This is a genomic window from Salinicola corii (genome assembly GCF_008298015.1).
In the GTDB taxonomy this organism is placed as follows: domain Bacteria; phylum Pseudomonadota; class Gammaproteobacteria; order Pseudomonadales; family Halomonadaceae; genus Salinicola; species Salinicola corii.
Map to the genome: position 1 here is coordinate 87,276 of NZ_VTPX01000007.1, position 25,623 is coordinate 112,898.

General features: G+C 63.0%; 23 protein-coding genes. 6 read left to right on the plus strand and 17 right to left on the minus strand.

The window, feature by feature from the left end:
* Window positions 1–4 precede the first annotated feature (4 nt).
* Both fghA and F0A16_RS13205 read right to left on the minus strand, forming a co-directional pair.
* Complete coding sequence (fghA, locus tag F0A16_RS13200; RefSeq protein WP_149435869.1) at window positions 5–862, minus strand: S-formylglutathione hydrolase; 858 nt, start codon at window positions 860–862, stop codon at window positions 5–7.
* Between the two features lie 172 nt (window positions 863–1,034).
* Window positions 1,035–2,144 carry an S-(hydroxymethyl)glutathione dehydrogenase/class III alcohol dehydrogenase gene (locus tag F0A16_RS13205; protein ID WP_149435870.1) on the minus strand — a complete coding sequence of 370 codons (1,110 nt, stop codon included), beginning with the start codon at window positions 2,142–2,144 and terminating at the stop codon, window positions 1,035–1,037.
* 184 nt (window positions 2,145–2,328) lie between these two features.
* Here F0A16_RS13205 and F0A16_RS13210 point away from each other — a divergent pair, with 184 nt between their 5' ends.
* Entirely contained in the window at window positions 2,329–3,216 is an 888-nt protein-coding gene (locus F0A16_RS13210) for a LysR substrate-binding domain-containing protein (RefSeq protein ID WP_149435871.1), read from the plus strand.
* A gap of 70 nt (window positions 3,217–3,286) precedes the next feature.
* Here the strand turns inward: F0A16_RS13210 and F0A16_RS13215 are convergent, their stop codons facing one another.
* Both F0A16_RS13215 and F0A16_RS13220 read right to left on the minus strand, forming a co-directional pair.
* Complete coding sequence (locus F0A16_RS13215) at window positions 3,287–4,021, minus strand: Crp/Fnr family transcriptional regulator (protein ID WP_149435872.1); 735 nt, start codon at window positions 4,019–4,021, stop codon at window positions 3,287–3,289.
* Window positions 4,022–4,182: 161 nt separating this feature from the next.
* Entirely contained in the window at window positions 4,183–5,562 is a 1,380-nt protein-coding gene (locus F0A16_RS13220) for an L-serine ammonia-lyase (RefSeq protein ID WP_149435873.1), read from the minus strand.
* A 141-nt stretch (window positions 5,563–5,703) separates the two neighbouring features.
* Here F0A16_RS13220 and F0A16_RS13225 point away from each other — a divergent pair, with 141 nt between their 5' ends.
* Window positions 5,704–6,651, plus strand: coding sequence for a LysR substrate-binding domain-containing protein (locus F0A16_RS13225; protein ID WP_149435874.1), 948 nt, complete (start codon window positions 5,704–5,706; stop codon window positions 6,649–6,651).
* Window positions 6,652–6,731: 80 nt separating this feature from the next.
* On the opposite strand, the gene F0A16_RS13230 is transcribed toward F0A16_RS13225, so the two are convergent.
* From F0A16_RS13230 to F0A16_RS13255, 6 genes are all read right to left on the minus strand, one after another.
* Window positions 6,732–7,919 (minus strand): CaiB/BaiF CoA transferase family protein, encoded by a 1,188-nt coding sequence (locus F0A16_RS13230; RefSeq protein WP_149435875.1) that lies wholly within the window; start codon window positions 7,917–7,919, stop codon window positions 6,732–6,734.
* A 135-nt stretch (window positions 7,920–8,054) separates the two neighbouring features.
* A complete protein-coding gene (locus tag F0A16_RS13235; RefSeq protein ID WP_149435876.1) occupies window positions 8,055–8,843 on the minus strand; it encodes an enoyl-CoA hydratase/isomerase family protein in 789 nt (262 codons plus the stop codon).
* A 55-nt stretch (window positions 8,844–8,898) separates the two neighbouring features.
* On the minus strand, window positions 8,899–10,185 hold the full coding sequence (locus tag F0A16_RS13240) for a TRAP transporter large permease (protein WP_187776006.1): 1,287 nt from the start codon (window positions 10,183–10,185) through the stop codon (window positions 8,899–8,901).
* On the minus strand, window positions 10,182–10,745 hold the full coding sequence (locus F0A16_RS13245; protein WP_239023826.1) for a TRAP transporter small permease: 564 nt from the start codon (window positions 10,743–10,745) through the stop codon (window positions 10,182–10,184). Before F0A16_RS13245 ends, F0A16_RS13240 begins: the two co-directional genes overlap by 4 nt.
* 63 nt (window positions 10,746–10,808) lie before the next feature.
* The gene (locus tag F0A16_RS13250; protein WP_149435877.1) at window positions 10,809–11,789 is read right to left on the minus strand and encodes a TRAP transporter substrate-binding protein; all 981 of its coding nucleotides are present in this window, start codon (window positions 11,787–11,789) and stop codon (window positions 10,809–10,811) included.
* 556 nt (window positions 11,790–12,345) lie between these two features.
* Window positions 12,346–13,020, minus strand: a complete 675-nt coding sequence (locus tag F0A16_RS13255; RefSeq protein ID WP_149435878.1) for a GntR family transcriptional regulator — start codon at window positions 13,018–13,020, stop codon at window positions 12,346–12,348.
* 102 nt (window positions 13,021–13,122) lie between these two features.
* On the opposite strand from F0A16_RS13255, the gene F0A16_RS13260 reads away from it, so the two are divergent.
* Window positions 13,123–13,584 (plus strand): GlcG/HbpS family heme-binding protein, encoded by a 462-nt coding sequence (locus F0A16_RS13260; RefSeq protein ID WP_149435879.1) that lies wholly within the window; start codon window positions 13,123–13,125, stop codon window positions 13,582–13,584.
* Window positions 13,585–13,741: 157 nt separating this feature from the next.
* A complete protein-coding gene (locus F0A16_RS13265; RefSeq protein WP_187776007.1) occupies window positions 13,742–14,395 on the plus strand; it encodes a hypothetical protein in 654 nt (217 codons plus the stop codon).
* Between the two features lie 87 nt (window positions 14,396–14,482).
* On the opposite strand, the gene F0A16_RS13270 is transcribed toward F0A16_RS13265, so the two are convergent.
* The 3 genes from F0A16_RS13270 to F0A16_RS13280 all read right to left on the minus strand — a co-directional run bounded on the left by F0A16_RS13270 (window position 14,483) and on the right by F0A16_RS13280 (window position 18,298).
* A complete protein-coding gene (locus F0A16_RS13270; RefSeq protein WP_149435880.1) occupies window positions 14,483–15,148 on the minus strand; it encodes a response regulator in 666 nt (221 codons plus the stop codon).
* A 389-nt stretch (window positions 15,149–15,537) separates the two neighbouring features.
* The gene (gene acs / locus F0A16_RS13275) at window positions 15,538–17,490 is read right to left on the minus strand and encodes an acetate--CoA ligase (protein WP_149435881.1); all 1,953 of its coding nucleotides are present in this window, start codon (window positions 17,488–17,490) and stop codon (window positions 15,538–15,540) included.
* 232 nt (window positions 17,491–17,722) lie between these two features.
* Window positions 17,723–18,298: a SprT family zinc-dependent metalloprotease gene (locus tag F0A16_RS13280; RefSeq protein WP_149435882.1), complete on the minus strand. Its 576-nt coding sequence runs from the start codon at window positions 18,296–18,298 to the stop codon at window positions 17,723–17,725.
* 68 nt (window positions 18,299–18,366) lie between these two features.
* On the opposite strand from F0A16_RS13280, the gene F0A16_RS13285 reads away from it, so the two are divergent.
* Window positions 18,367–19,032, plus strand: coding sequence for a YecA/YgfB family protein (locus F0A16_RS13285; RefSeq protein WP_149435883.1), 666 nt, complete (start codon window positions 18,367–18,369; stop codon window positions 19,030–19,032).
* A gap of 12 nt (window positions 19,033–19,044) precedes the next feature.
* Here F0A16_RS13285 and F0A16_RS13290 read toward each other — a convergent pair whose 3' ends face one another.
* Window positions 19,045–20,169, minus strand: a complete 1,125-nt coding sequence (locus tag F0A16_RS13290; protein WP_149435884.1) for a phospholipase D-like domain-containing protein — start codon at window positions 20,167–20,169, stop codon at window positions 19,045–19,047.
* A 128-nt stretch (window positions 20,170–20,297) separates the two neighbouring features.
* Here F0A16_RS13290 and plsB point away from each other — a divergent pair, with 128 nt between their 5' ends.
* Window positions 20,298–22,727 carry a glycerol-3-phosphate 1-O-acyltransferase PlsB gene (gene plsB, locus F0A16_RS13295; RefSeq protein WP_420853082.1) on the plus strand — a complete coding sequence of 810 codons (2,430 nt, stop codon included), beginning with the start codon at window positions 20,298–20,300 and terminating at the stop codon, window positions 22,725–22,727.
* 24 nt (window positions 22,728–22,751) lie between these two features.
* Here the strand turns inward: plsB and F0A16_RS13300 are convergent, their stop codons facing one another.
* Genes F0A16_RS13300 through F0A16_RS13310 form a run of 3 tightly spaced genes read right to left on the minus strand, consistent with a single transcriptional unit; the run spans window position 22,752 to window position 25,569 of the window.
* Window positions 22,752–23,552 (minus strand): ABC transporter permease, encoded by an 801-nt coding sequence (locus F0A16_RS13300; RefSeq protein WP_149435885.1) that lies wholly within the window; start codon window positions 23,550–23,552, stop codon window positions 22,752–22,754.
* Window positions 23,553–23,564: 12 nt separating this feature from the next.
* Window positions 23,565–24,452, minus strand: coding sequence for an ABC transporter permease (locus F0A16_RS13305; RefSeq protein ID WP_149435886.1), 888 nt, complete (start codon window positions 24,450–24,452; stop codon window positions 23,565–23,567).
* Complete coding sequence (locus F0A16_RS13310) at window positions 24,433–25,569, minus strand: ABC transporter ATP-binding protein (protein ID WP_149435887.1); 1,137 nt, start codon at window positions 25,567–25,569, stop codon at window positions 24,433–24,435. The genes F0A16_RS13305 and F0A16_RS13310 overlap by 20 nt, the downstream gene beginning before the upstream one ends.
* Window positions 25,570–25,623: the final 54 nt, after the last annotated feature.

The window sequence follows — 25,623 nt, forward strand, 5'->3', positions numbered from 1 at the left end:
CGCCTCAGCGCTTGGCGTACAGCCTCTCGGCGTGGTAGCGCAGGTGTTCGTCGATGAAGCTGGCGATGAAGAAGTAGCTGTGGTCGTAGCCCGGGTGGCGGCGCAGGGTCAGCGGGTGATCGTGCTCTTCGCAGACCGCTTCCAGCCGCTCCGGCTTGAGCTGCTCTTCGAGAAAGTTGTCGGCTTCGCCCTGGTCGATGAACAGCGGCTGGCGCGACGAGCCCTTGGCGACCAGTTCGCAGGCGTCGTACTGCGTGCGCAGGCCGACGTCGTCGCCCAGGTAGTTCTCGAACGCTTTCTGGCCCCAGGGCACCTGGATCGGGTTGACGATCGGCGCGAAGGCCGAGACCGCCGCGTAGCGGCCCGGCTGGCGCAGCGCCAGTACCAGTGCGCCGTGTCCCCCCATGGAGTGGCCGCTGATCGATTCGCGGCCGTTGACCGGAAAATGCAGACGGACCACCGAGGGCAGCTCCTCGGTCACGTAGTCGTACATCCGGTAGTGCTTCGACCACGGCTCCCGCTTGGCATTGAGGTAGAAACCCGCGCCGGAACCGAAATCGTAGCTGTCGTGCTCGCCGGGCAGGTCCAGGCCGCGGGGGCTGGTGTCCGGACAGACGATCGCGATACCCAGCTCGGCCGCGGTCTTCTGCGCCCCCGCCTTCTGCATGAAATTCTCGTCGTTGCAGGTCAGACCGGAGAGCCACCACATCAGCGGCACGCGCCCCTCCTCGGCCTGCGGCGGAAGGTAGATCGTGAAGATCATGTCGCAATCCAGCGCCCGGGAGTAATGCTTGTAGCGCTTGACCCAGCCACCGAAACTCTTGGTGGCCGAGACCAGCTCCAACTGCTCGCTCATCGACATGGCTTTCTCCTTGCAGCACCGGCGGCATCACCGCCGGCGAATTGGACGCGGTTCGCGCGGCCTCGGGCGCGGTAATCAGATGCTCCTCCCGCGACCTCGGGCGCGATAGATCAGATGCTCTTCGCAGCTTTGGACGCGTGTTGAAGGCTTTTCGCGCGACTTCGGGCGCGTATCAAAAGTGCAACACCGTACGAATGCTCTTGCCCGCGTGCAGCAGCTCGAACGCCTCGTTGATCTGGTCGAACGGCATGTCGTGGGTGACGAACTCGTCGATCTTGATCTCGCCGTCCATATAGCGCTGGACGTAGCCCGGCAGCTCGGTACGGCCCTTGACGCCGCCGAAGGCGGAGCCCTTCCAGACCCGGCCGGTGACCAGCTGGAACGGGCGGGTGGAGATCTCTTCACCGGCGCCGGCAACGCCGATGATGATCGATTCGCCCCAGCCCTTGTGGCAGCACTCCAGCGCCGAACGCATCACGTTGACGTTGCCGATGCACTCGAAGGAGTAATCGACGCCACCGTCGGTCAGGTCGACGATCACCTGCTGGATCGGATCGCTGTAATCCTTCGGGTTGACGAACTCGGTCGCCCCGAACTGGCGCGCCAGCTCGAACTTGTCCGGATTGACATCGATGGCGATGATCCGCGACGCCTTGGCCATCTGCGCGCCCTGGATCACCGCCAGGCCGATAGCGCCGAGGCCGAATACGGCAACGGTGGAACCGGGTTCGACCTTGGCGGTATTCAACACGGCGCCGATACCGGTGGTCACGCCGCAGCCGAGCAGGCAGATCTTGTCCAGCGGGGCTTCCTTCGAGACCTTGGCCAGCGAGACTTCCGGCAGCACGGTGTACTCGGAGAAGGTCGAGGTGCCCATGTAGTGGTGCAGCGAGGTGCCGTTCTTCGAGAAACGGGTGGTGCCATCCGGCATCAGCCCCTTGCCCTGGGTCGCGCGCACCGCGCCACAGAGGTTGGTCTTGCCGGAGAGGCAGAACTTGCACTTGCCGCATTCGGCGGTGTAGAGCGGGATGACGTGATCGCCCGGTTTCAGGCTGGTGACGCCCTCTCCCACTTCCTCGACGACGCCGGCTCCTTCGTGGCCCAGCACCGACGGGAACAGGCCCTCCGGATCCTTGCCGGAAAGCGTATAGGCATCGGTATGGCAGACGCTGGTGGCAACGATACGCACCATGACCTCGCCCGCCTTGGGGCCCTGTACATCGATCTCTTCCAGCGAGAGCGGCTTGCCTGCTTCCCAGGCGATTGCGGCACGCGATTTCATACCAGAACTCCACTATGAGCTTGAGAAACTTCGATTCGGGTCGCTCGACATCCGGCCGGCGCCATGGCGACTCTTCCGGTCTCAGTCTAGGCGCACGCCGCCAGGCAATAAACCTGGCATTTCGCAGATGATTGTTGCCATGCAACAATAATAACCCCGCAATGAGGAGAGAGGAGCCGCCTGTATGTCGCGCTGGGATGGTATCGAGGCATTCGTTGCCGTGGTCCGACTGGGCACCTTCTCGCGCGCCGCCCAGTCACTGAAGGTGTCCAATTCCCACGTCAGTCGGCTGGTCAGCCAACTGGAACAGGAGCTGGGAACGCCGCTGCTTTATCGGACGACGCGTCAGATTCGGCTGACCGATGGCGGCGCCGTGTATTACGAACACTGCCGTTCGCTGCTCGACGGCTTCAAGGAAGCCGAGGCCGCGCTCAACGAGCTTCAGTCCCAGCCTCAGGGGCGGCTCGCCATCAGTTGCGCAACCACGTTCGGCGAGCGCTTCATCGCGCCGCTGGTCAATGACTTCCACTGTCGTTATCCCCAGCTCGACGTGCGCCTTCACTTCACCAATCGCACGGTCGAGCTGATCGACGAGGGCTTCGACGTGGCCATTCGCATGGGCGTGCTCAGGGATTCGAGCCTGCTGTCGCGGCGGCTGTGCCAGCGTCGCGAATACGTCGTCGGCGCCCCAGACTATTTTCAACGATACCCGACGCCGCACAGTCTCTCGGAGCTGTCGCACCACAACTGCCTGGTCGGATCGCGGGACAGCTGGCTGTTCAGCGTCGATGGCCGACAGCGCGAGGTTCGCGTGGCGGGGAACTGGCGGGGCAATTCGGGGCCGGCGCTGTTGGATGCCGCCTGCAAGGGCATCGGCCTAGCGCAGCTGCCGGACTACTACGTGGAAACGGCAATCCGCCAGGGCCAGCTGACGGCGGTGCTGGACCGCTACCAGTTCACCGACACCGCGGTGTGGGCGGTGTATCCCCGCCACCGCCAGCTCTCCTCCAAGATTCGCCTGCTGGTCGATTTCCTGGCCGGGCGGCTGCCGGATGCGATTGCGGCCGGTTAGGCATTCGCGCCATGACTGCAGGCCATCCGGGCCGGCGACATCCCGGCCCGGCACATCGCGAATCGTCGATTCAATGATGGAAGAAGTGATCGATACCGTCGTTGAGGTAGGCATCGCCGAACTCCGCTTCCCGCGCCAGTGCGGCGGGATCGGGCAGCTCAACACGCTGGCGCGAGCGCAGCAGCAGCCCCTCTTCCCGGAACGCGGTCAGGGTGCGGCTGACGTGCACCGACGACAGCCCCAGGGCATCGCCGAGGTGCTGCTGGGACAGTGGCAACCGGATGCTGTTGCCCTGGCGGGCCTTGGTGCGCTCCAGTCTCACGTACATTTCGTAGATCAGGTGGGCGAGGCGCTGACGCGCGCTGCGACGAGCGAGGTTGACGAGACGCTCGGTCAGCAGGGCCTGCTGGTGCGAGGAGATCGCGAAGAAAATGGTCGACAGGGTCAGCGATTCGCGGAAGACGTTGATCAACCGGCGATGCGGGAAATGACACACGACACCATCCTCGAGCATGGCGACGCCGGTCAGCCGCTCCTTGAAGGCGAACTCCCGCAGGCCGATGATATCGCCGGGCAGGTAGATCTCGAGAATTTGACGGGAACCGTCCTCCATGTGACGGAAAGAGTAGGCCCAGCCCTTGCTCAGAGTACAGAACTCGTGGGCGGTATCGCCCTCCTGCCACAGTATCTGGTCGCCCTTGATTTCCGTCGGGCTCTGCTCGAGCTCGGCCAGCAGGGCCTCGTCATTCTCGGAAAGCTCACCGTAGTGCTTGAAATGACAGATAATGCAACTGTCTTGGCTCATTACCCTTGCCCTTGTTACGTGCTTCCTGTGCGACCGTGTCAGGCCCCCTGTATTCAGGAAGTCGATATTGGCACAGCCAGACGCGATTGTCGTTATCACGCATCAGGGTCGACGACCTGGGCTCGGGCCGGGGAGGCCCGGGCCACGTCACGATCGGCGGATCAACACTCGATCGTGTTGACTGCCAACCCGCCGCGGGACGTCTCCTTGTACTTGTCCTGCATGTCACGCCCCGTATCCCGCATGGTGCGAATCACCTTGTCGAGGGAGACGAAATGCTCGCCATCGCCGCGGAGTGCCATCTGGGCGGCGTTGATCGCCTTGACCGACGCGATGGCGTTACGTTCGATACAGGGCACCTGCACCAGACCCGCGATCGGATCGCAGGTCAGCCCCAGGTTGTGCTCCAGCCCGATTTCGGCGGCATTCTCGACCTGCGCTGGCGTGCCGCCCATCAACTCCGCCAACCCGGCGGCAGCCATCGCACAGGCCGACCCGACCTCGCCCTGGCAACCTACCTCCGCTCCCGAGATCGAGGCATTGGTCTTGCACAGGACGCCGATGGCGCCCGCCGTCAGCAGGAAACGGACCACGTCCCGCTCACAGGCGTCGGGCTGGAACTTCATGTAGTAGTGCAGCACCGCCGGCACGATGCCCGCCGCCCCGTTGGTGGGTGCGGTCACCATGCGACGCCCGGCGGCGTTCTCCTCGTTGACCGCCAGCGCGAAGAGATTGACCCAGTCCATTGCCGAGAACGTGCTGGCGATCAGGCTTTTCTCGTCGTCCATCGCCAGCAGACGGCGATGCAGCGCGGGGGCCCGCCGCCTCACGTTGAGGCCGCCGGGCAGCACGCCCTGCTGGTCCAGGCCGCTGTCCACGCACGCCTTCATCGCCAGCCATATCTTCCACAACCCGTCGCGAATCTCGGTCTCGCTACGCCAGACCCGTTCGTTGGCCATCATCACATCGCTGATGGAGATCCCTTCACGACGGCAGATTTCCAGCAGTTCGACCGCGTTCCTGAAAGGGTAAGGGAGATGAACGGCAGACGACGCGGCATCGCCCTGGGCGGCCTGTTCGGCATCGACCACGAAGCCGCCACCGACCGAGTAGTAGGTGTTGTCGTGCACGGTGCCATGCTCGTCGTGAGCGCTGAGCCGCAAGGCGTTGGTATGGTAGTCGAGAATCTCGTCGCACCATTGGATGTCCCGATGGGCGTCGAAGGCGATCGCCTGGACGCCCGCCAGCTTCAACTCTCCGTCGCGATGCAGCGCCGCCAGCCGAAGCGCCAGGTCGTCGGGATCGACGGTCAACGGGCGCTCCCCCATGAGGCCGCCAATGACAGCGCTATCCGTGTTGTGCCCTCTGCCGGTCGCCGACAGCGACCCATAGAGCGTGATCGATACCCGCTTCACCGAACTCAACAGCTCGCGCTGGCGCAGCGCCGAGACGAAGTCATGGGCGGCCTGCATTGGGCCGACGGTATGCGAGCTCGAAGGGCCGATACCGATCTTGAACAGGTCGAACACGCTGAATGTCATGCCGCCACCTCCGTCGTCGCTCGGGCACAAGGATCCGTCGCAGTCGGAACAGGCACGAGATGTAGTTTGACTTCAGTGTGATAGCCGTTTACACCGGAAACAATCGATAAAAACTGCCGAACCTTATAGCCTGGCTAAACCATGATCCATACACTCAACGCACAGACTCACGCCTGGCTCAAGGTGTTCGCGGTCAGCGCCCGCCATCTGTCGTTCACCCGTGCGGCAGAGGAGCTCCATGTCACCACTGGCGCCGTCAGCCAGCAGATCAAGCAGTTGGAGGATCGCCTGGGCTTTCGACTGTTCAGGCGCCTGCCGCGCCAGTTGGCATTGACGGAAGAGGGCGAGCGGCTGGCGGGCGTGGTGTCGCAGGCCTATGAAGCCGTCGGGCTGGAAGTCGACCGCCTGCGCGGCGGTGTCATGAGCGGTGTGCTGCGGCTACGCTGCCTGCCCTCGTTCCTGGCCAAGTGGTTGATGCCGAGGCTGCCGCGCCTGCAGGCCCGCTTTCCCGATATCGATATGCACATCACCGCCGAGGACAGCAACCTCTCGCTGCTGGACGGCGGCTACGATTTGGCCATCGACCTCAACGACGGCCACTATCCCGGCCTTCAGACCACCTCTTTGATCGACGAGAAAATTTTTGCCGTCTGCTCGCCGCAGTTACTCAGGAGACGGCCCCCTCTCACACATCCCGAGGCCCTGGGTTACTACCCCCTGCTACACGACGTGACGGCCTGGCGTGGCAGCCACGATTATGCCGAGTGGGAACACTATCTGAAGGCGATCGGCGGCGAGCGGGTCAATGTCAGACGGGGTTACACGTTCAACCGCAACCAGTTGACGGTGGAAGCGGCGATCGCCGGCATGGGCGTGGCGATCGCCCGGCGAACGCTGATCGGCGATGAACTGGCCAGCGGACGCCTGATTGCACCGTTTGCCGGTTCCGTCGCGACCGGCAAGCGCTACGGGCTGGTCTATCAGCAAGGCGCGCTGGACGACCGTCGGGTTCAGGCAGTGCACGACTGGCTGGAGGAGGAAGCGAGACGATCCCAGGAGATCGCCCCCTCTTCCGGTTCCGTCGACTAAGATCCTGTCGATTAAGTCCTGTCGACTAAGATCCTGTCGACCAAGGCTCTGTCGACCGAGAGAGGCGCGCTCGCCCGGCTTCAGCGAACGACGCCGCGCTCGCGCAAGGCGGCGAGACGCTCCCCCTCCACGCCCAGCGTCGCCAGCACCTCTTCGGTATGTTGCGCGAAGACCGGCGCCGGCCGCCGGATTTGCGGCGGCGTCGCCGACAGCTTGCTGGCGAAGCCGATGGTCTGCATGCGCCCGATCACGGGATGGTCGAGTTCCTGGACCATTCCCCGCTCCCGATAGTGTGGGTCGTCCATCGCCTGGGCAAAGTCGTTGATCGGCCCCGCCGGCACGCCGGCTTCGTCGCACCGGCTCAGCCAGTGCTGCGTGTCGGCGGTGCACATCAGTTCCTCCAGCAACGACTCCAGGACATCGACGTCGCGACCGCGGTCACTGTTGGTGAGGAAGCGAGGATCCTCGGTCAAATCAGGACGCTCCAGCACGTCGTTGCAGAACCGCTCCCAGGTGCGCTGGTTGGCGCATCCCAGCATCATGTAGCCGTCCTGGACCTTGACCGCCTGGTAAGGCGCGGACACACGGTGCCGCCATCCGGTCGGCTGCGGGACTCGCCCCTCCGCGAAGTAAGCGGCCGCTTCCCAGGTGAACCACGGCAGGCCGCACTCGGCGATCGCGACATCGACCAGTTGCCCCTCGCCGGTCTTCTGCTTGTGGATGTAGGCCGCCAGTATCGAATAGATCGCGGTGATCCCGGCCCCGATGTCGTAGACCGCGACGCCGGTCTTCAATGGCCGCCGCCCCGGCTCGCCGGTCATCGACATCAGCCCCGTCATCCCCTGGGCGACCAGGTCGAAACCGCCCTTGCGCCGATACGGGCCGGTCTGCCCGTAGCCGGAGATCGAACAGTAGACCAGACCGGGGTTGATCTCCTTGAGCGTGTCGTAGTCGATCTTCAGCGACTGGGTCACGCCGGGGCGATAGTTCTCTACCACGACGTCCACTTCCTTCGCCAACCGGTAGAACAGCGCCAGCCCGTCGGGCTCCTTGAGGTTGAGCGAAATGCTGCGCTTATTGCGGTTGATCTGCGCGAAACAGGTGGATTCATCATTGACGTAGGGTCCCATCTGACGGCTGTCGTCGCCGCCATTGGTCTTCTCCACCTTGATCACGTCCGCGCCCATGTCCCCCAGCACCATGGTGCAGTATGGGCCGGCCATGATCTGCGAGATGTCGAGTACTTTCATGCCTTCCAACGGTAACATGGCGATTCCCCCTAACGGCCTTCGAATGGCGAGCAGCACGGCTGCGAGTGGCGTGACAGGTCGGGCACGCACGTTCCCACCGCGGACGGGTTCGGCATCCGCGCTTTCCGGCGTGTGGGAACGGGGCGGCGTCGCCTAACGGCCCTGCCAGGTGTATGGCGTCTTGTCGACGAAACGCCTGACGGCGCCGCGAAAGTCGTCGCTGGTGTAGCAGAGCGCGATCAGGTCATCGGCGGCGTCATGCGCGGGTCGGCGCTCCTCCAGGATGCGATTGATGCAGGTCTTGGCGGCTCGCATCGTCAACGGTGCGTGGCCGGAGAGTTTCCCGGCGAGCCTTTTGGCAGCCTCGTCCAGTGCTCCACTCTCGACGACAGCGTCGATCAGGCCGATGGACGACGCCTCCTCTGCCTCGATCGTCTGCGCCAGCATCAGCACCCGTTTGGTGCGCGGGATCCCGATCAGATCGACCAGCCTCGACACGTTGGTGATCGACATGCAGTTGCCCAACGTCCTGGCGATGGGAATCCCGAACTTGAGGCTCTCGTTGGCGCAACGGAAATCGCAGGCCAGGGCGATGGCCGCCCCTCCCCCGATGCAGTAGCCATCGAGCAGCGCCACCGTCGGCGTGGCAAGCTGTTCGAGGCCGCCGATCATGCGGTCGATCCGGCGCTCGTAGTCGATGCCATCCTCGGGTCCGTTGAACTCGGCGAACTGCTTGATATCGGTACCCGCCACGAAGGCTTCGCCACCCTCGCCGCGAAAGGCGATCAGCCTGACCTCTTCGTCCTCATCGAACTGCCGGCAGGCCTGGTGCATGGTCTCGTACATGTGCCAGGTCATCGCGTTGCGAGCCTCGGGTCGGTTGAAGCGAATCCAGCCGATCCCGCCCTCCTGGTAACAGCGGATCTCGTCGTCTTGAATCATTGCGGCTTCTCCTCGGATCGAGACATGCTCGATCCCGCAGATTCGGTGTCCCGTCTCAGCTGCCGTAGATCATGTGCACCAGCAGCAGCGCGAAGTCGGGGACGTAGGTATTGAACAGCAGCACGATGAACAGCACGCCGAGGAACCACAGGTTGGTTCGGGTCGTGCGCCAGATATCGGCCTTGGCGATGGAGCATGAGGCGATCAGCACGCTCGCCACCGGCGGCGTCTGCTGACCGATGGCCAGGTTGAGCGTGACGATCAGCCCGAAATGCAGCGGATCGATCCCGACGCTGATGATCAGTGGCAACACGATCGGCACCACCAGAATGATCGCCGCCGCCGAGTGCAGGAAGACCCCCAGGATCAGGAAGATGACGTTGAGCAGCGCCAGGATCACGTACTTGTTGTCGGTGAGGCCGCTGATCGAGTTGGCCAGTTGCTGCGGCAGCTGGGACTCGGTGAGATAGAGCCCCACCAGCGCGGAGCTGGCGACCAGCAGCATCACCACCGCGGTCTGGATGCCGGCGTCCAGACAGGACTTCCATAGCGTCTTCAGCGAGAACTCGCGATAGACCACCGCGCTGATGAAGATGGCGACCACCACCGCCAACGCCGCACCTTCGGTGGCAGTGACGATGCCACCGAAGATACCGCCGAGAATGATCACGGGAATCAGCAGCGCCCAGATCGCCGCCTTGAACGACTTCCATACCCGGCTGGCCTGAAAACGGCCTTCGGACGGAAAGTTGTGCTTGCGCGCCAGGAAGTAGCAGACGATCGCCAGGCCCAGGGCGCCCAGCAGCCCCGGGAAGATACCGGCGACGAACATCTTGACCACCGACTCTCCCGACATCACCGCGTAGAGAATCATCGGGATCGAGGGCGGCAGGATGATCGCCAGGCTGGCGGCGGACGACGAGATCGCCGCGGCGAACTCCTTGGAGTAACCCCGGTTCTTCATCGCCGGAATCAGCAGACTGCCCAATGCGGATACCCCGGCCACGGCAGAGCCGGAAATTTCGGCAAAGAAGATCGACGAACCGATGGTGACCATGGCCAGGCCGCCCTTGACGAAGCCGACCAGCGATGCCGCGAAGTCGATCAGACGCCGCGAGATGCTCGAGGCATTCATGATCGCTCCGGCAAGAATGAACAGCGGGATGGCGATCAGCGGAAAGTTGGTCGCACCCTCGAACATGGTCAGCCCGATATTGGGCAGCGCATAGACGCCGTAGCTGGAGTACACCGCGATGGCGCCGACCAGACCGAGCGCGATGGCAATGGGAACATTGAGCACGATCAATACCAGGAGTCCTGCGAACATCAGCGCCAGAATCATCGTGTCACACTCCCCGCGTCGGACTGACTTGCCATGTTCGGACTCAGGCCCACCTCCTCCAGCTCGTGATCGACGAAGCCCTCCCCGCGTGCCTGGCGGATGACTTCCGGCAGACGCAGCAGCTCGGCGATGATGAACAGGACCGAGGCGATCGGCAGCGCCGACTGGGTGAACTGCAGCGAGACGCTGGTCAGGCTGATCATGGTGGAACCGGCCAGGATCTGGACGACCTGCCACCCTGTCACCGCCAGCAGCACGAAGAAGGCGATGGTCACCGCCTCTCCCAGCAGTGCGATCGGCAGCCGTATCCTGGGCGGAAACGCATTGACGATGCTCGGACAGGCAATGTGTGCCCCCTTGGCCGCGGCGAGCGCCGCACCGTAGTAGGTCAGCCAGGCCAGGCTGATCGAGGCCGCTTCGTCGTACCAGGTAAACGGCGACCCCACCAGGCGCGACAGGAAACCGACGATGACGATTCCCGCCAGCGTCATCATGTTGATGACCACGATGACCTCGAGCAGGCGGCTGAAGCCATCGCGCAGCGTATTCAGGATTTTCACAGGCGGCTCCTTCGTCCGCAGCCCGGCCACGCCCCGCTTGGCGGACGCGACCGGACGCGCGAGTTAACTGGCGGGTTGCAGTTCACGCACCTTGTCGAGCATCTCCTGGCCCCCGTCCACATCCTTGACGAACATGTCGTAGACCGGCTTGGAAGCATCGATGAAGGCCTGACGATCGACCTCGTTGATCTCGAGCCCGGCCTCACGCATCTTGGCGAGCGTCTCCTCGTCGAGCTTCGCGCCCTGCTCCAACGCATAGGGCTCCATCTCCACGGCCGTCTGCTGGAGCACATCACGCACGTGCTGGGGCAGCCGGTTCCAGCTCATGCCGGCGGTCACGAAGGCGGGGGTATAGATGTGATCGGAGAGCGAGAGATACTTCTGCACCTCCTGCAGGCGCGAGGCGTAGGTCTGGACCAGCGGATTTTCCTGGCCGTCCATCGCGCCCGTCTGCAGGGCGACGAACACCTCGGAAAGCGCCATCGGTGAAGGATTCGCACCGTAGCTCTTGAACATCTCGACCCGCCAGACGCCCTGCGGTACGCGCAGCTTGATTCCGGAAAGATCGGCCGGCGTGTTGATCGGACGGACGTTGTTGGTGATCTGGCGGAAGCCGTTCTCCCAGACGCCGATGATGTGGTAGCCGCGGCCCTCGGCCACCGGGTAGAGCTGGGGTCTCACCACCTCGTCGCGCACCTTGGCCATATGGTCGCGATCGGCGATGAGGTACGGCATTTCGAACAGCGCGAACTGGGGCGCCACGCTGCTCATCACGGTCGAGGGCAGCGCCAGATCGACGGTGCCCAACTTGAGTTTCTTCAGCAGTTCGGAGTCGCCACCGAGCTGGCTGGAGCCATAGACGACCACCTTGGCCTCGCCCGCCAGCTTCTCGTTGGCGCGCTTGGCATATTCCTGGGCCACATTGGCAAAGAGCGACCCCGGCTCGCCGACATGGGCAAACTTGACCTGGATTTCCTGAGCGCTGGCGTGGCTGACCCCGGCCAACAGCGCGAGCGCTACCAGTCCAACTTTGAGACTTTTCATCACTGGCGTCCTTCCGTCTTTTTGTATTGGCTCGCCTGAACGATGGGCCGAAAAAGCGCCGTCCGGATCAGGGCAACGCTCGGCCGATACCCCGCAAATGCGAGCACCTTGGGATCTTGCAATCGAATTATGAATTCATAATTCAATTTTAACCAATCCAACATTTGTCTATTGGCGTAAAGTCTCACCACCGCCCCGGGCTCGACCATCGGCTGCGGGGAGCGGCACGAGATCGCCCGACTCGATGAATTCAGTTCGGGTTTTCGCCAGGGAGGGTGCCGACGGCGTCGGCGGCCCGCGGTCGGGACGAGGCAATGACTGCCAGGGAGGAAGTGCGGGTCGGCGGAACCGAAACAGGTGCAACCCGTGCAGGGCTGGGGGAGAAGCCGACGAGCGGCGGCAAGGCGACAACCGGCGACGGAGGGGCCGGGCCGGATCAGGGGTCACGCGATGGTGACGATCCTCTGGCTCGAACTGGCGCTGCCGACTGCCAGTGCCGCCCTACCAGGCACGGGCAGGTTTCGCACAGCGCCCCGGAGACTGACAACGGTAAAACTCAGGACGAAGCGGCACGATCGTCGTCGATCACGCCGCTCGCGGCCGCGACGACAAGCTTGTGGCGCAGGTGTTCCCGCAGAATATTACCCAGTCGCTCGCCGTCACGGTCCAGCAAGCAGTCGATCATGGCTTCATGGTCGGCCACTGCCTGCTTCCAATACTCATCGATCATGTTGGTGGAATATCGCACACGCTGAATTCGATAGCTCAGACTGCTGTGAGTCTCCCGGAGCACCTCGTTGCGAGATGCCAGCATGATCGCGTCGTGAATACGCTGATTGAACTCGAAGTAGGGCCGAATCTCCTTGCGCTTGTAATGCGCCATCATCTGGTAATGCAGCGCCTGGATATCGGCAACCTCCTCTTCGGTGATGTAGCGGCAGGCCAGTTCCCCGGATAACCCTTCCAGGGCACCCATCACGCTGTAGGTCTCTTCCAGTGTCTGCCGGGTCAAGCGCATCACTCGCGCGCCGCGATTGGGCAGGAGTTCGACCATACCTTCGGACGCCAGGACCTTCAGCGCTTCCCGAAGTGGCGTTCGGGAAATGCCGAACTGTTCGCACAATCTTTTCTCGGGGATACGCGCTCCGGGAAGCAGGAGACCTTCGTTGATCATGTCGCGGATACGGGCTGCCGCCTCGCCGTATAGCGTGTTCTGCTGAATCTTGATCATGGGGCACTCATGACGGGTTCGTTTGCCCTATTCTCCCAATGGCGCATGGATAGCGCCACCCAAAGTGAATTATGAATACAAAACAGCAAAAGGAGAACGAGCATGCGCAACGTCTACCCGACTCACCAGACCTTGTCGCTGACCCAGGCCCGTCGGATCATCGATGCCGCACTGGCTCATGCGACGGCACAGGAGATGAACCCCATCACGGTGACCGTCATGGATATCAGCGGACATCCGCTGAGCTGCGACAGAGCCGACGGCTGCGCCACGCTGCGCATGCCTGTAGCACACGGCAAGGCCAGGGCGGCACTGGGCTACGGCGTGTCCAGCGGAACCATCGGTCAGCGCAACGAGTCGCGCCCGGCGTTCCTCTCGACCGTCGCGGCGGCTTCTGGAGGAGAGTTCATTCCCGTTGCCGGGGGCGTGCTGATTCTCGACTCTCAGGAGCGCGTCATCGGCGCGGTCGGGGTCAGCGGGGATAGCTCCGAGAATGATGAGAAGGCCGCCATCGCGGGCATCGAGGCCGCCCATTTGAGCGTGGGACTCGCACCAAAAGATTAAGAATTCCTTAAAAATCGGAAAACACCGTTTCTTAAGAAACTTAAGCCTGATATTCTTAGCCGGCTACTAATTCTCGCAGGCATAGAATATGACCGGATTCTCTTTTCGGGCAGTTTCCGCAAGAGCAGGCGCTTACATCCTCCTCCTCGCGGGGCTCATGCAAGCGGTACTGACGATCGATGCCAGACATGCTGAAGCTCCCAACTTCAGCGAGACATCGTTGACCGAGCTGACCCAGGCGCTGCTGCTGCTGCTTTGCGCCGTCATGATGGGTTACATACGCTACCGTTACAGGGTACTGCGCGCCATCAGCCTGCTGATGGGGGCTTTCTTCGCGATGTCGTTGATTCGCGAAAACGATCTGTGGCTGGATACCTATGTCTTCGACGGAGCCTGGGAATGCCTGGTCGCGCTGGTGGCGCTGCCGTCTCTCGTCGTGACGATCCGTACTCGTCACGATTTTGTCGACGAGTTCGCGCAAGTGAGTAATAGCCTGGGATTTGGACTATTCGCGGGTGGTTTCCTGACGACCTACGTATTTTCTCGTCTCTACGGGCGCAGCGAACTGTGGCAAGCCTTGATGGGCGACCACTATCTACGGGTCGTCAAGGATGCGGCGGAAGAGATAACGGAACTGACCGGCTACAGTCTGCTGCTGTTCGCGAGCATCGAACTGTTGCTGATGGGAAAAGCACTCTATCAGGCCCGGTCGGCGTCCAACCAGCGGTCACAGGTTCCGGTCGGCGCTAGCGAGACGACAGCGCCTGCGGCGACCGTGCCTTCCCCATGCAGCGCGGGCAGCGCACGCTAGGCCGGGCACGAGAAAAATCGCTCTGAAACGAGAAAGCCGCCGATCCTCGAGGATGCGACGGCCCGAACAATCCGGAATCGAAGCGATTCAGTTGTCGGTCACCTTGGGCGGCTCGATTTCCAGCTTCTGAGCGGCGATGACGGCCTGGGTACGGGAATGAACCCCCAGCTTGCGCAATATCGCGGTCACATGCGCCTTGATGGTGGCCTCCGAGACGTTGAGCTCATAAGCGATCTGCTTGTTGAGCAAGCCTTCCGTCAGCATGTTGAGCACGCGAAACTGCTGCGGCGTCAGCGAAGCGATCGCCTCGGCGAAGCGGGCATCTTCCTCGCTGCCTTCCCCCATGGCATCGGCCAGGTCCGAGGGCAACCAGACCTCCCCCTTGAGGACTTCTCCAATGGCTTCGGCAATGGTATCCAGCGAAGCGGACTTGGGAATGAAACCCGAGGCGCCATAATCGATGGCGCGACGAACGACATCCACCTCTTCACTGCCCGACACCACGGTCACCGGGATATCCGGCATCTGTCCACGAAGTTGGATCAGCCCCGAAAATCCGTGAGCGCCGGGCATGTGCAAGTCGAGCAGGATCAAATCGGCATCGGGATGGCGAGTGACGACTTCCGTCGTCGCCTCCATGGTATCCGCCTCGACGATCTCCGCTTGCGGCGACACCTGTCGCAATGCCTGATTGAGCGCCGCCCGGAAGAGTGGGTGGTCATCGGCAACGATGAATTTCTGGGCAAAAGCCATTGATTCTCCTCCGGCGCTGTCGAGATATGTGGCGAGATAGCCGGTTCACTATCGCCATCTGGACAATATAATCCAACTATTGATTAACGGCATGTTACCCCATGCGATCGTGGAATCCCAAGCCTCAAATCAACGCGGGGAAAATCCCCGTATAGTCGGTGGGTAGGCACGTGGTATATGCGAAAAAAAAGTTCGGTCGTCCCGGAAAGCTGGCGCGCTTCCCTCCCTTCGGAGTGGCACGAAACTCACTGCGAGGAAAGCCTCTTTCAAGACGACCGAACGACAATCATCAGTCAAAATAAGCGCTCATGGCCCATATTAACTAGTCATATAGTTGTTACCCTGATAATGGAAAAAGCCATTGTCATTTAGCCCTCGTCATCGCCCCCTCAGATACGTACGTGACGATTTTCGATCAGATCCTCCACGACGCCGGGATCGGCGAGCGTCGAGGTGTCGCCCAGGCCATCGCACTCGTCGGCTGCGATCTTGCGCAGGATACGGCGCATGATCTTGCCGGAGCGGGTCTTCGGCAGCCCCGGCGCCCACTGGATCACGTCGGGAGTGGCGATGGGACCGATATCCTTGCGCACCCACTGCTTGAGCTCCTGCTTCAATTCGTCGCTGGGCTCCACGTCGTCATTGAGCGTGACATAGACGTAGATGCCCTGTCCCTTGATGTCGTGCGGGTATCCGACCACGGCTGCCTCGGCCACGGACTCATGCGCGACCAGGGACGACTCGATCTCCGCCGTGCCCATGCGGTGACCGGATACGTTCAGCACATCGTCGATGCGCCCGGTGATCCAGTAATCCCCATCCTCGTCACGACGGCAGCCATCACCGGTGAAGTAGACCCCTTCGTAGGTCGAGAAATAGGTCTGCACGAAACGGTCGTGGTTGTTCCAGATGGAGCGGGCCTGCCCGGGCCAGGAGTCCAGAATGACCAGATTGCCGTCGGCCGCCCCCTCGAGCCGCCTGCCCTCGTTGTCGACCAGCGCCGGCTGAACGCCGAAGAACGGCTTGGTCGCGCACCCCGGCTTGAGATCGGTCGCCCCCGGCATCGGCGTGATCATGTGCCCGCCGGTTTCGGTCTGCCACCAGGTGTCGACGATCGGGCAACGGGAGTTGCCAACCACGCGATAGAACCAGTCCCAGGCCTCCGGGTTGATCGGCTCCCCGACCGAGCCGAGGATCCGCAACGAATCGCGCCGGCTGTCGTCCATGATGTGCTCGCCATGCGCCATCAGCGCGCGAATGGCGGTCGGCGAGGTGTAAAGAATCGCCACCTGATGCTTGTCGACGATCTGGCCGATACGCCCGTGGCTCGGGTAAGTCGGCACGCCTTCGAACATCAGCGTCGTGGCACCGTTGGCAAGCGGCCCGTAGACGATATAGCTGTGCCCCGTGATCCAGCCGACATCGGCGGCGCACCAGTAGACCTCGCCTTCGTGGTAATCGAAAACCGTGCGATGCGTCAGCGCGGCATAGAGGAGATACCCGCCAGAGGTGTGCTTCAACCCCTTGGGCGTTCCTGTCGAGCCCGAGGTATAGAGGATGAACAGCGGGTCCTCGGCGTTCACCGGCTCCGCGGGACAATCGGTGGACTGCTGATCGACCACGTCGTCGAACCAGCGATCGCGCCCCTCGTGCCACTGGATATCACCACCGGTGCGCCTGACTACCAGCACCGACTCGACCACGTCGGTGCCCTCTCGCGTCAACGCCGCGTCGACGTTGTCCTTCAACGGCACCTGCTTGCCGCCGCGTACCGATTCGTCGGCGGTGATCACGACGCGGGACTGGGAGTCGACGACACGTCCCGCCAGTGCGTCCGGAGAGAATCCGCCGAACACCACCGAATGCACTGCGCCGATCCGGGCACAGGCGAGCATGGCCATGGCCGCTTCCGGCACCATCGGCATGTAGAGCGTGACCGTATCACCCTTGCCGACGCCCAGAGACTTGAGACCGTTGGCGAGCTGCGAGACTCGCTGATGCAACTCGCGATAGGTAATGATCTTATGGTCGTTCGGATCGTCGCCTTCCCAGATGATGGCCGGCTGGTCGCCGCGGGAATCGAGATGACGATCGAGGCAGTTGTGGGCGACGTTGAGCTCACCATCCTCGAACCAGCGAATATCGACGTTATCGGAGGCAAACGACGTGTTCTTGATGGTGGAGGGCTTCTTGCTCCAGCTCAGGCTGTCGGCCTGCTCCCGCCAGAAGCCTTCGGGGTCTTCCACCGACTGGCGATAGAGCTGCTGGTAACGATCGCGATCGATCCAGGCATCGGCTGCCAAGCGCTCATCGACAGGATATATGCGCTGCTGTTCGCTCATGCTCCAATCCCCCTTCGTTCGAACCCATTCGACGGTGAAAGCCTAGCCGACTCAATGTGATAGACCCTCGCTTGCGCGGTCCGTCAGCATATAACGGCGGCACCGGCCACCCCCTATTAGACCTTCGTCTCACCGAGTTTCGGTCAACCTGCGCCGTTGCGCCAATTCCGTGAACGAGGCGATGGCGGCAATTGACGAAACCGGCAAGCGACGGCCCGGCGCGACACTCATGCTATTGGGGCGTTTCCCGGTGAGCGAAGCTCAGTGGTGCTCGGCAGTGACGGCACCGGTAACGGGTGCCCTTCAGTGCCTGCGAATGACGCCGACCGGTAAAGCGATGCAGTGTCTCGCAACGGCAGCGGTAGAGATAGGGCGCGGGACTGGCGCGCGCCACGTCGAAGCGGTGCGTGACGACTGGCGCCAGGCCGTAGAGATTCCGCATCACCGTCTTCCACTCGCGTCCGTGGGGACGGGCCCGCGCGCCCTCTTCGAGATGAAAGACCAGCCAGTGCGCCATCTCGTGAGGTACGATCTCATCGATGAAAGCCTGCCGATTTCCCTGCAGCAGCGTGCGATTGAAGCGTAGCCCGCCACGCTGGTAGTGGGCCTGCCCTGCGCTTCGTCCACGCAGATCGAACCAGATCCGCGGCCGGGGCAGCGCCGGATGCACCTCCCGTGCCAGTTGCCAGGCCGCCTCCGCCTGACGCAAGAGCCGTCTTTCGAGCGCGGCGGGGTCAAGCGCATCCAGCGCCTGGGCATCGCTTTCCCCGAGCGCGGGGGCGGGAGAGGAGGAACGCAGATTCGTCATGGGGTGATAGAATGCCGACGACAGCCATGGGCGTCCAGCCCGCCCCCCATCACGCCACGGAGAGTTGCATGCCTGAAGCCCAGGATGACGCCATCGACAGCCAGCCGCCATTGGACGATGACGCACTTGCCAGGCTCGACGATTACCTGGCCTCCGAGCGCCTCGGCGAGGAAGCGCCCGACCTGATCGGCACACACGGTTATCTGGTCGCGCTGGCGGTATCTCCCGGCGAGGTCCCGCCGGACGTCTGGCTCGCCGAGCTGTTCGAGGGCGAGCCACCGTTCGAGCATGCCGCCGAGCGCGACGAGGTTCTGGGGCTGCTCGAGGCGCTCAAGAACAACGCCGGGAGCATCATGGAACGCTGCCACCGGATCGAACTGCCTTTCGATACCGAACTGGATGCGGACGGCGAGATGGTCGCGGCCATCGAGGATTGGTGCGCGGGTTTCATGCAAGGCGTGTTCGTGGACGAGGCCGCCTGGTTCTCCCAGGATGAGGCCCATGTGGCGGCCCTGCTGCTGCCGTTCATGGCGCTGTCGGGACTGTTCGACGACGAACCCGAAATGGCGGAAATGGTGGCCGACGACTCGCAGTTTTCCGCCCTGGCGGGTCAACTGGCCGAACTGACGCTGGATCTCTACCTGCATTTTCGGGTTCCGCCCGAACCGCCCAGAGGCAAGGGTGCCGTCAGGACGAAGACCGCCGCAAGCCGGAAGCGCGGCGGCAAGCGCTGAGCGGGCCGGATGCTACTTGAGACGCGTCACCCAGGCGTTGAGCGTCCCGAACAGCCACTCCCTCACTCGCTGCCACCATGAACGCTGCGCCCAACTGGCGGCATCGATACACCGGCTGGTAGCGAAATTGCGCTCGAAAAGCCGCGACACCTCGGTGGCAAACGCCGCGTTGTCGATCTCTTGATTGGCCTCGAGATTCCACTGCAGGCTCCAGTGATCGAAATTGCACGACCCCAGTGAGACCCAGTCGTCGATCACGCTGAACTTGGCATGAATGAAGTTGGGCTGAAACTCGTAGATCTTGACCCCCGCCTTGAGCAGTCGGCCATAGAATCGCTGCCCGGCGTAGCGAACGCCAGGGTGGTCGTGATGGCCGCCGGCCAGCAGCAGGCGCACATCGATGCCACGCCGCGCCGCGCGGGCCAGCGCACGGCGGAGACTGAGCGTCGGCACGAAATAGGGCGTGCACAGCCACAGCCGGCGGCGGGAGGTGCCGATGCGGCTCTGCAGCGAGACACGAATGGCCTGATAGCGGTGCCCTCGCCCCCAGATCGCTCTGCCACGCACGCCTGCGGCCGACGGCTCGGGTGGCGGCAGGGCCTGCAGAGACGATGCCAGGCGCGTCCTGGCGCCCTCTCCCCGGGTCAACGGCGAGTCCCAGACCTGGACGAACAGCCGCATCCAGTCCTCCACGACCGGCCCCAGGATGCGCACCGCGACCTCGTACCAGGCATCGATGAACTCGTCGACGATCCCGAACCCTCCGGTGAAGGCGGTGCTGCCGTCGACGATCACGAGCTTGCGATGATCGCGCATCAGGTTGCCGCCCAACCGCGTCACCGACAGCGGGTTGAAGAATCTCAGCTCGACGCCGCCTTCCCGCAACCGCTGCCGGTCGCTACGCGACAGCCCCATGCTTCCCACGCCGTCGAGCATCAGCTTGACCTCGACGCCGCGGGACGCCGCCGCGACCAGCAGCTCGATGAAGCGATCGGCCAGCGTCCCCGACTCCATCAAGTAGAGCTCGACCCACAAGCGATGCCGGGCGCCCTCGATGGCTTCCCGCATGGCCGGCCAGAAGCGCTTGCCTTCCGGCAACAGTTCGAATCGATTGCCATCCTTCCATGTCGCTTGCATGAACCGCGCCTCCCTGGTCGCTGCCGATTGACGCACGTTTGGCGTTTCAGGGAAAGCCTGTCGATCCTGTCATCGCTGCGCCGCGACGATATCGCTATACTCATGGATTTGCGGGGGAAATGGCGTCGATGCAGGCATCCATGGGACTTCAACGGCTGTGGCATCGTCTGGCCAGTCGTCTGCTCGATCGCTGGCTCGCCTTCCGCCTGGTCGAACCGGAGCCATTCCAGCTCGACGCCACGCTCCCCACGCTCTATGTCATTGCCCGCCCCGCCCTGACCGATGAAATCGCCATCGATCGGTTGAGCCGCGATCTCGACCTCCCCGACGCCGGCCAGTGGCATCAGCTCGGTCACGCCTCGCTTCCCGGCTGCTTTGCGCTGCCACGTCTGCGACTCAGCCGTGGCGCGATCCAGGGCCAGCACTCGGCTCACCTGCAGCATCTGCTGGATGCCCTCGAGGCCGACGCCACTCTGGATGCGCAACTGGTGCCGGTGAGCGTTTTCTGGAGCCGGGCGCCGGGCAAGGATTTCGGCTTCTGGAAGATGCTGGCCGCCGACGACTGGGCCTGGAGCGGGCGGTTGCGCCGACTGCTGTCGGTGATCGTCAACGGCCGCCACCTTGAAGCGCACTTCGGCGAGCCAATCCGGCTGAGACCGCTGATCGACGACCCCGAGGTCACCTTGACCCAACGCAAGGTGGCCCGCGTGCTGCGGGTCCACTTCAGGCGCATTCGCGCACGCGTACTGGGGCCGGATATCTCCCATCACCGGACGCTGATGCGCGGCGTGGTCGATAGTCGTCCGGTGCGGGAAGCCATCCGGGAAGCCGTCGAGGCCGACCGCAGCACCCCGGCCCGGGAGCGGCGTCGGGCCGAACGCTACGCGCGCGAGATCGCCTCCAACATGTCCTACCCGGTCATGCGATTTCTCTACGAGTTACTCAAGCGGCTGTGGAACCGGCTCTACGAGGGCGTCGACGTATACGGACTGGACGCGGTCAAGGCGATAGCCGGCGAGCGGACACTGATCTACGTCCCCTGCCACCGCAGTCATATCGATTATCTGCTGCTCTCCTACGTGCTCTATCGGGAAGGGCTGATGCCGCCACACATCGCCGCCGGTCGCAATCTGGACATGCCGGTGATCGGCGCTCTGCTGCGCCGGGGCGGTGCCTTCTTTCTGCGCCGGAGCTTCAAGGACAATCGGCTCTACGCCGCGGTCTTCAACGAATACCTGCACCGCCTGATTGCACGCGGTCACCCGGTGGAGTACTTCATCGAAGGCGGTCGTTCGCGCACCGGGAGAATGCTGTCGCCCCGTCCCGGCATGCTGGCCATGACGCTGCGCTCGTTCGCCCGCGACGCCATCCGGGACGTCGCCTTCGTGCCGGTCCACGTCGGTTACGAGCGCGTGCTGGAGAGCAACAGCTATCTGCGCGAGCTGCGTGGCGGCCAGAAGAAGAAGGAGTCGCCCCTCGACCTGCTTCGCGTACTCAAGCATCTGCGCGAGCCCCACGGTCGGGTCACCGTCAGCGTTGGCGAGCCGCTGTCGCTGACGGACTTCCTGAACGAGGCCGTTCCAGGCTGGCAGAACGATCCCGTTTCGGCGCGTCCGGAGTGGTTGCATCGCGCCGTGCCACTGCTGGGAAAGACGCTGGCGCGGCGGATCAACGACGCCGCCAGCCTGAACGCCGTTTCGCTGGTCGCCATGACCTTGCTGGCGACACCCCATCACACCATCGAATCCGATCTTCTGGCCCATCACATCGGCCTTCTGGTCAGGCTGCAGCGCAACCTGCCCGGGAGCCGGCACTGCCAACTGCCGGCGGGCGAACCGGCCGACTGGATCGAGCACGTGGCCAGTCTTGGCTTCGTGACACGGCAGTCCCAGGCCCTTGGCGAACTGGTCACCGCACGCCCGGAACAAGCGACGCTGCTGACCTGGTATCGCAACAACGTCTTGCACCTGTTCATGCACCTGGGCCTGGTGGCGTTCGCCTTTCGCAATAATGCGGCATTCACGCTGGACGATCTCGATACGCTGCTGTCGCCGGCCTGGCCGCTACTGGCAAACGAGCTCTATTTCGCGCCCCCTGCCGATCCGCGCGAGCGTCTGAGCGCTACGCTCTCCGCGCTGACCGAGGAAGGCCTGCTGCAAGTGACCGACAACGGCTGGCGTCGGCAGCCGGGACACCTGGAATCCAGCGAGCACCTGAGACTGCTGGGGCAGCCGGTACAGCCAACCCTGGAGCGCGCCTACCTGTTGCTGGCATCGCTGTTGCGCTATCCCAGTGGTGAGTTGACCCAGGAGGCGCTCGAGGAGCACAGCCGCCAGCTGGCCGAGCGCCTGACACTGTTGTCGGGTCTCAACGCCCCTGAGTTCTTCGACAAACGACTTTTCAGCGGCATGCTGGAGACGCTCGAAGAGCAGGGCTGGTTGCGCGTCGAGAACGAGAGACTGTTCTACGACGATTCGGTGCGGCAAACGCAGATGCGCAGTCGGGCACTTTTCGACCCGGAGCTGCGCCATCGGCTGGTCAGACTGACGCGTCAGTGAACGGCTTGCACCGCGCGAGCCGTCTCAGGCGATTCGCCTGGCGGCCTCGCGGCGGCGCTTGAGTTCGTAGATCACCGCCAGCCCCACCGTGAACACGATCATCACCAGCGCCAGCGCGTTGACCGCCGGGGTCAGGCCGGTACGGACCTTGGAGGCAATGTAGACGGTCAGCGTGGTGTCGTAGCCGGCAACGAAAAGCGTGGTGTTGTAGTTCTCCAGTGACTGGAGGAATGCCAAGACCGCCGCCGACAGGATGGCCGGCCTGAGGTATGGCAGTAGAATTCGGCGGAACACCTGCCACTGACTGGCCCCGAGATCCAGCGCCGCGCGCTCCAGGGTGCGATCGAAACGCTGTAGCCTGGCCGCCACCATCAACATGACATACGCCGCGATAAATGCGCTCTGGGCAATGACGGTCAACGCGATACCTCCGTTCACCCCCCAGTCGCGCCAGAAGATCAGCGTCGAGATACCGATGATGACACCTGGCGTCAGCAGCGGCGACAGGATCAGCGCATAGATGAAGGACTTGCCACGACCATCTACCGTGGTCAGAAAAAGCGCACTGGCCACCCCAATGGGCAGCGCCAGACAGAGCACTCCCACGGCGACCAGCAAGCTGTTGGCCAACGAATCCCACATCCCCCCGTCGGCCCACAGCGCCGAGAACCAGCGAAGGGTCGTTCCGGTCCAGGGCGTGACGGTGGGGAAACGGCTCTCGTTGAACGTCGCTGCCGCCATGATCAACAACGGCAGGAAAAGGTAGGCGAAAAAAATCACCAGGTAGGCCTTGAACGCCCAGGAGAAGAATCGCGAAGAACTCATTAAGCACCGTTCCTATTTGGCGATATCGCCGAGACCGACCTTGAAGATCCGCATGATGACGGTGACGAAGACGATACACAGCATCAGCAGCAAGAACGCGTAGGCCGCGCCCTGATTCCAGTCGCCGCCCTCGAAGAACCAGTTGTAGATGATCTGAGTGAACCAGCGGCTTCCCGGAGAGCCCAGCAGCGCCGGCACCGCATAACTGCCCGCAGCCAGCATGAACGTCATGATACATCCGGTGGCGATGCCGGGCTTGGCGTGAGGAATCACGATACGCCGGTGAGTTCGCCCCCAGCCGGCACCGAGATCCCGCGCAGCTCGAATCTGGTTGGTGTCGAGACTCTCGATGGCGTTGTAGAGCGGGAAGACCATGAAAAGAATGTAGGCATAGACCATGCCCACCAACACGCCGGTGTCGCCGTTGAGAAAGCGGATCGGTCGATCGATCAGCCCCAGGGCGAACAGCAGCTCGTTGAGCGGCCCCCGGAACGCGAAAATGATGTACCAGGCAAAGGTGCGAAGAATCTCGTTGATCCAGAATGGAATGATCAACAGCAGCAGACAGAGGGCTGCCTGGCCCGGTGTCGCCACCTTGGCCAGATAGTAGGCCAGCGGATAGCTGACGATCAGGGTCAGTGTCGTCACGAGGACGCTGGACCATATCGTCTTGAAGAAGATCGCGAGATGAATCTCGTTGTGGAAGAAGGTGGCGTAATTGGTCAGCGACCAGACGTCCTTCGCCCCGCCGCGCTCGGCCGGCAGCAGCGCCGGGTGAAACGAGTAATCGATCATCTGCCACTGCGGCAGCAGTACCATCACGATCAGCCAGATCCCCATCAGCGAAACGATCGCCATGGTCAACGGCAGTCCGAAGCGGCTATGCAGTTGCCGCCACATCGACGCTCTCCTCGTTCGCCCGTCCTCGCTCGATGCCCGGCAGGACCAGCGCCCCACGCGGCGAGTAATCCAGCCGGCAGGTGCTGCCGACCGTAAACTGGGATCCGATGCCGGTGCTTTCCAGCGCCTGCGGCACGTGCGCCCGCACCGTCCCTCCCCGGTCCAGAGCGATCTCGAGCGTCAGCCATGCGCCTTCGAAGTGCTCGGCCTGGATCACGCCGCCGAACGACAGCGACGAATCGCCGGCACTGCCTACCCGCCACTGTTCCGGCCGCACATAGAGCGTGGCCTCGTCGCCGGACGCGAGCGGCGAGGTGGCGTATCCGCGCAACGGCGCAGGCAGTCCCGCGTCCAACGTCACCATCCCACCGTCCACGGCCGTGACACGCCCGGGGAAACGGTTGTTCTCGCCCACGAAACCGGCCACGAAATCGGTCCGGGGTTGTCGATACAGCGTCATCGGATCGGCGACCTGCTGGATACGGCCATCGCACATCACGGCAACCCGGTCGGACATGGTCAATGCCTCGCCCTGATCGTGGGTGATATAGATGAAGGTGATTCCCGTCTTGCGCTGAATCGCCTTGAGCTCGGTGCGCATGTGCTGGCGCAACTTGAGATCCAGGGCAGAGAGTGGCTCGTCCAGCAGCAGAACGCGGGGTTCCACGGCCAGCGCACGGGCGATCGCAACCCGTTGCTTCTGGCCTCCGGACAGTTCGGCGACCGGCTTGTCGCCACTACCGGCCAGTGCCACCAGATCCAGCAATTCGTCAGCTTTGTCCCTGCGCTTTTCCCGGTCGACGCCACGGACTTCCAGCCCGAATTCGATGTTCCGATAAACGCTCATCAGCGGAAAAAGCGCCAGATTCTGAAAGATCATCGCGGTGGGCCGGCGGTTGACCGGCACTCGAGTCATGTCGACACCGCCGATAGCGACCGAGCCCTCGCTGGGAGTGAGAAACCCGCTGATCATGTTCAAAAGCGTGGTCTTTCCACAGCCGGAAGGGCCGAGAAAACTGAAGAATTCTCCCGACGCTATCTCCAGGGAGGTCGGCTGAATCGCCGTGAAATCGCCGAATCGCATCGCGACTTGGCTCAGGGTTACGCGACCGTCCATGACGTCCTCTTACGCTTTGTCTCAAAAATGCCTGCGCTCAACCATACGGCGTTA

Bases quoted from the DNA above. Each gene is read 5' to 3' on its own strand.
- F0A16_RS13285 (WP_149435883.1), top strand. From the start codon at position 18,367: ATGCCTGAAGCCCAGGATGACGCCATCGACAGCCAGCCGCCATTGGAC.
- fghA (WP_149435869.1), bottom strand. From the start codon at position 862: ATGTCGATGAGCGAGCAGTTGGAGCTGGTCTCGGCCACCAAGAGTTTC.
- F0A16_RS13240 (WP_187776006.1), bottom strand. From the start codon at position 10,185: ATGATTCTGGCGCTGATGTTCGCAGGACTCCTGGTATTGATCGTGCTC.
- F0A16_RS13265 (WP_187776007.1), top strand. From the start codon at position 13,742: ATGCAAGCGGTACTGACGATCGATGCCAGACATGCTGAAGCTCCCAAC.
- F0A16_RS13225 (WP_149435874.1), top strand. From the start codon at position 5,704: ATGATCCATACACTCAACGCACAGACTCACGCCTGGCTCAAGGTGTTC.
- F0A16_RS13290 (WP_149435884.1), bottom strand. From the start codon at position 20,169: ATGCAAGCGACATGGAAGGATGGCAATCGATTCGAACTGTTGCCGGAA.
- F0A16_RS13230 (WP_149435875.1), bottom strand. From the start codon at position 7,919: ATGTTACCGTTGGAAGGCATGAAAGTACTCGACATCTCGCAGATCATG.
- F0A16_RS13205 (WP_149435870.1), bottom strand. From the start codon at position 2,144: ATGAAATCGCGTGCCGCAATCGCCTGGGAAGCAGGCAAGCCGCTCTCG.
- F0A16_RS13250 (WP_149435877.1), bottom strand. From the start codon at position 11,789: ATGAAAAGTCTCAAAGTTGGACTGGTAGCGCTCGCGCTGTTGGCCGGG.
- F0A16_RS13255 (WP_149435878.1), bottom strand. From the start codon at position 13,020: ATGATCAAGATTCAGCAGAACACGCTATACGGCGAGGCGGCAGCCCGT.
- F0A16_RS13260 (WP_149435879.1), top strand. From the start codon at position 13,123: ATGCGCAACGTCTACCCGACTCACCAGACCTTGTCGCTGACCCAGGCC.
- F0A16_RS13300 (WP_149435885.1), bottom strand. From the start codon at position 23,552: ATGAGTTCTTCGCGATTCTTCTCCTGGGCGTTCAAGGCCTACCTGGTG.
- acs (WP_149435881.1), bottom strand. From the start codon at position 17,490: ATGAGCGAACAGCAGCGCATATATCCTGTCGATGAGCGCTTGGCAGCC.
- F0A16_RS13215 (WP_149435872.1), bottom strand. From the start codon at position 4,021: ATGAGCCAAGACAGTTGCATTATCTGTCATTTCAAGCACTACGGTGAG.
- F0A16_RS13235 (WP_149435876.1), bottom strand. From the start codon at position 8,843: ATGATTCAAGACGACGAGATCCGCTGTTACCAGGAGGGCGGGATCGGC.
- F0A16_RS13270 (WP_149435880.1), bottom strand. From the start codon at position 15,148: ATGGCTTTTGCCCAGAAATTCATCGTTGCCGATGACCACCCACTCTTC.
- F0A16_RS13220 (WP_149435873.1), bottom strand. From the start codon at position 5,562: ATGACATTCAGCGTGTTCGACCTGTTCAAGATCGGTATCGGCCCTTCG.
- F0A16_RS13210 (WP_149435871.1), top strand. From the start codon at position 2,329: ATGTCGCGCTGGGATGGTATCGAGGCATTCGTTGCCGTGGTCCGACTG.
- F0A16_RS13280 (WP_149435882.1), bottom strand. From the start codon at position 18,298: ATGACGAATCTGCGTTCCTCCTCTCCCGCCCCCGCGCTCGGGGAAAGC.
- F0A16_RS13305 (WP_149435886.1), bottom strand. From the start codon at position 24,452: ATGTGGCGGCAACTGCATAGCCGCTTCGGACTGCCGTTGACCATGGCG.
- F0A16_RS13310 (WP_149435887.1), bottom strand. From the start codon at position 25,569: ATGGACGGTCGCGTAACCCTGAGCCAAGTCGCGATGCGATTCGGCGAT.
- plsB (WP_420853082.1), top strand. From the start codon at position 20,298: ATGCAGGCATCCATGGGACTTCAACGGCTGTGGCATCGTCTGGCCAGT.